The sequence below is a fragment of the Pseudoalteromonas sp. BSi20652 genome (genome assembly GCF_000239855.1).
Lineage (GTDB): Bacteria > Pseudomonadota > Gammaproteobacteria > Enterobacterales > Alteromonadaceae > Pseudoalteromonas.
This window is the reverse complement of the sequence record NZ_BADT01000022.1, coordinates 1-3,753: the sequence shown is the minus strand read 5'-3', so window position 1 is coordinate 3,753 and position 3,753 is coordinate 1. Positions and strand designations below refer to the sequence as shown.

2 protein-coding genes are annotated in these 3,753 nt (G+C 40.4%); one reads left to right on the top strand and one right to left on the bottom strand.

The window, feature by feature from the left end:
* Nucleotides 1-303: 303 nt before the first annotated feature.
* Nucleotides 304-2,895: a TonB-dependent receptor gene (locus P20652_RS15705; protein ID WP_008165859.1), complete on the top strand. Its 2,592-nt coding sequence runs from the start codon at nt 304-306 to the stop codon at nt 2,893-2,895.
* 58 nt (nt 2,896-2,953) lie between these two features.
* On the opposite strand, the gene P20652_RS15710 is transcribed toward P20652_RS15705, so the two are convergent.
* A complete protein-coding gene (locus P20652_RS15710; RefSeq protein ID WP_033016973.1) occupies nt 2,954-3,559 on the bottom strand; it encodes a peroxiredoxin in 606 nt (201 codons plus the stop codon).
* Between the last annotated feature and the right edge of the window lie 194 nt (nt 3,560-3,753).

Here is a 3,753-nt window from a genome sequence, read left to right as displayed (position 1 = left end):
TAAACTCAAAACATAACTGAATAAATTAATAAGCAGTAAACTTTAATTTACTATTTATATAATTAAATTAATTATTCCATAAGCGGCTTTGTTTAGTAGCGCAATAGTTGTCAGATCCTTCCCCTATACACATTTAATTCAATCTAAAAAACAAAGATCTAAAAGACCAATAAACTCACAAAAAAGTCTTAAATCCAATACTTAAATCACAAATTATGTTAATTGCTAATGCTTAAGTGACATGGTAACAATGTACATGTTTTATACAAACAATATTAATAACATATCAACAAGGATTTAAGGATGAAGCATTTAACTGCATTTACGCCAAGTATTATTGTAGGCGCGACTCTCACATTATCAGCCGGCTTTACAGCAACTGCTTATGCTGCAGATGAAGCAAAAAAAGTAGAACGCATTGAAGTTACAGGCTCGCGTATTAAACGCTCTGACATTGAAGGCCCATCACCGGTGCAATCAATCAGTAAAGCCGATATTGAAAACATGGGTTACGATAACCTACAACAACTGCTTGAAAGAATGCCTGTCGCAGGCAGTGGCACCTTTTCTACACGTGGTAACAACCAAGACTCAACAGCAAATGGAGCTGCTGCTGTAAGCTTACGTGGCCTAGGTGCTGACGCAACACTTGTGCTTATTAACGGGCGAAGAGTCTCAATTAGTGCATTCGCTGAAGGCATAACTAATTCATTTGTAGATATAAACAGCATCCCGGTATCTGCGATTGAGCGTATCGATATATTAAAAGACGGAGCTTCTGCAATTTATGGCTCTGATGCCGTAGCCGGTGTTGTTAACGTTATTTTGAAAAAAGATATTGATGGTGTTGAGATTAATTTAGGCTATGGCGGCACTGACGGCCCTAATTATGAAGAAACAACAGCAAGCCTTGTTTGGGGTACCACTAGCGAAAAAAGCAGTGCGTCCGTTATTATTGATTACTTTAAAAACACGTCGCTTTCATCAGATGAAATGGGCCGCTTAGGCACTGCTAACCAATCGCCTTATGGCGGTGAAGATTTCCGCTCATCTCGTGGCTTCCCTGGTTATTTTTACGTTGATGGCGTAAAAACAATCGACCCAGATTGCCCTGCTGAAAACGCCACCGCAAGCGGAAGTTGTTTATTTGACTATGGCCCATTTGGTTATATTGCCCCTGCCGCTGAGCGTATTGGTGCAATATCGCAATTTGAGTATCGTTTTGACAACGGCATTACTGGCTTTTTAGAAATGGCTGTTCAACACAACACATCTGTTGCTGCTGGTGCACCAACACCACTTGATGAAGATGCTGGCTTAACCGTACCAGCAAATCATCCAAATAACCCTTTTGGACAAGACATCGAAATTGGCCGCTACCGCACTGTAGATGCCGGTGCACGCCAGTGGGATATTGAATCTGACACAATGCGAATTGTAGCAGGCTTAAAAGGCGAAATTAACGACTGGAGCTGGGAGGCAGCAGCACAAAAAGGGCGTAGTAAATCGCTACAAACTGGCGATAGAACCCAAGGTTGGGTCCGCACCGACTTTTTACAACAAGAAATTGATGCTGGAAATTACAACCCATTTGGCGGTACTTACAACGACCCGGCAGTAGTAGATCGAATTACCACAAGCCTTGTTCGTCGTGGCGAATCTCATATGACTTCATTTGACGCAAACATTACTGGTGAAGCATTTAGCTTTGGTGATGATGTTGTAATGATGGCCGCGGGTATTGAATACCGTGAAGAAGACGTCAGTGATATTCCAGATGACCAGTTCCAACGTGGTTTAATATTTGGTACTGAATCTGTATCGGCATCAGCAAATAGAGATCAGTACGCTGCTTATGTTGAATTTTCGATTCCACTTGCTGAAACCCTAGAGCTACAACTAGCTGGTCGTTACGATGACTACAGTGACTTTGGCACCACTACTAATCCAAAAGTTGCACTTCGCTGGGCACCAACCGATGAAATTACTGTACGTGGTTCATGGGCGCAAGGCTTTAGAGCCCCTTCTCTTGCACAAGTAGGTTTAGGTCCATCTCAAGAAAGTCAGTTTTTTGTAGACACGTACCGCTGTCAGGCAACGGGTAAAGACTGCAGCGCACTTGATTACAACATTGAGTTTGCAGGTAACCCAGATCTACAACCAGAAGAGTCTGAATCTTGGAACGTTGGCTTTATTTGGGCACCAGCGGCCGAGTTTGGCTTAAGCATAGACGTGTGGAGTATCACACAAGATAACAAAATTGATGAAGAAGAATTTGGTCCTATTTATGCCTCTGAGTGTAATAACCAAAATAGTACCGTGTGTGTTCGTTTAGCACCAAATGGTGGCGATTCGTTAGGCACTATTCAAAAAATATTCAGCACCTTTGAAAACTTATCGTCGCAAGAAGTGTCAGGCGTTGATATTTCAACAAATTACAATCACTCGCTTGATGACTTAGGGTTATTAAAATTCAATTTAGAATGGGCATACCAAGATAAATTTGAAAAAGATGGCCGTGATTACACTGGTGAGTACGGCTACCCAGAGCACCGCTTCATTTTCTCAACTAACTGGGAAATTGGGGAGTTTAACACCAACGTAAACATCAGTTATGTAGGTGAATTTGAAGACACACCTGATATCGACTTTGATGGTAATTTAGACTTTGATAGTAATACATCACGTATGATTAATTCACAAACTCTTGTTGATTTACAAACGTCATACCGCATTACTGAATCTGCTAAAATATCATTAGGTATTAATAACTTATTTGATGAAGAGCCACCATTTGCAATAGGTGATGGCGATGGCGATTTATACGGTTATGCATCGGGTGTACATAATCCACGTGGTCGCTATTTCTATACGAAAGTCAGCTTTTCTTTCTAAACGCTACACAAATAAAAAACCGCCAATTGGCGGTTTTTATTTAAATAAGAGGCCTAAATTATAGATCGCCTTCGTTTTCAGATAAGAACTTAGCAACGCCTTCAGGGCTTGCGTCCATACCTTTTTTACCTTCAGTCCAACCAGCAGGACAAACTTCACCATTTTCAGTGTGGAACGCTAATGCATCAACCATACGTAGCATTTCATCAATATTACGACCAAGTGGTAAATCGTTCACTACTTGGTGACGTACGTTGCCTTCTTCATCGATTAAGAATGAACCACGAAATGCAACGCCAGCTTCTGGATGCTCAACGTCATATGCTTTACAAATTTCGTGTTTAACATCTGCAACTAGTGCGTATTGAACTTTACCAATACCGCCGTCTGCTACAGCTGTGTTACGCCATGCGTTATGTGAAAACTGTGAATCGATAGAAACACCAATTACTTCAACGCCACGCTTTTTAAAATCTTCAAAACGCTTATCAAACGCAATAAGTTCAGAAGGACATACAAACGTGAAATCTAGTGGGTAAAAGAAGATAACGGCTTTTTTACCTTTAATTGTTTCATGAAGGTTATAGCTATCTACAATTTCACCATTACCAAGAACAGCTGCAGCGGTAAAGTCTGGTGCCTGGCGGCCTACTAATACACCCATTTTATTCTCCAAATATTTTGAGTTTGTTTCAATTGCTTTCGCAATACTGATACTTATATGGGCGCTAAAAATTAAAAACCAATAGCGCTTACACATAATTAGTTAATATTCTAAAGTTATTCACTTCAAAATGACAATCGCATTTAACGATGTGACTAATCGAAAATACCGAACGACTATAAATTATTTATTAC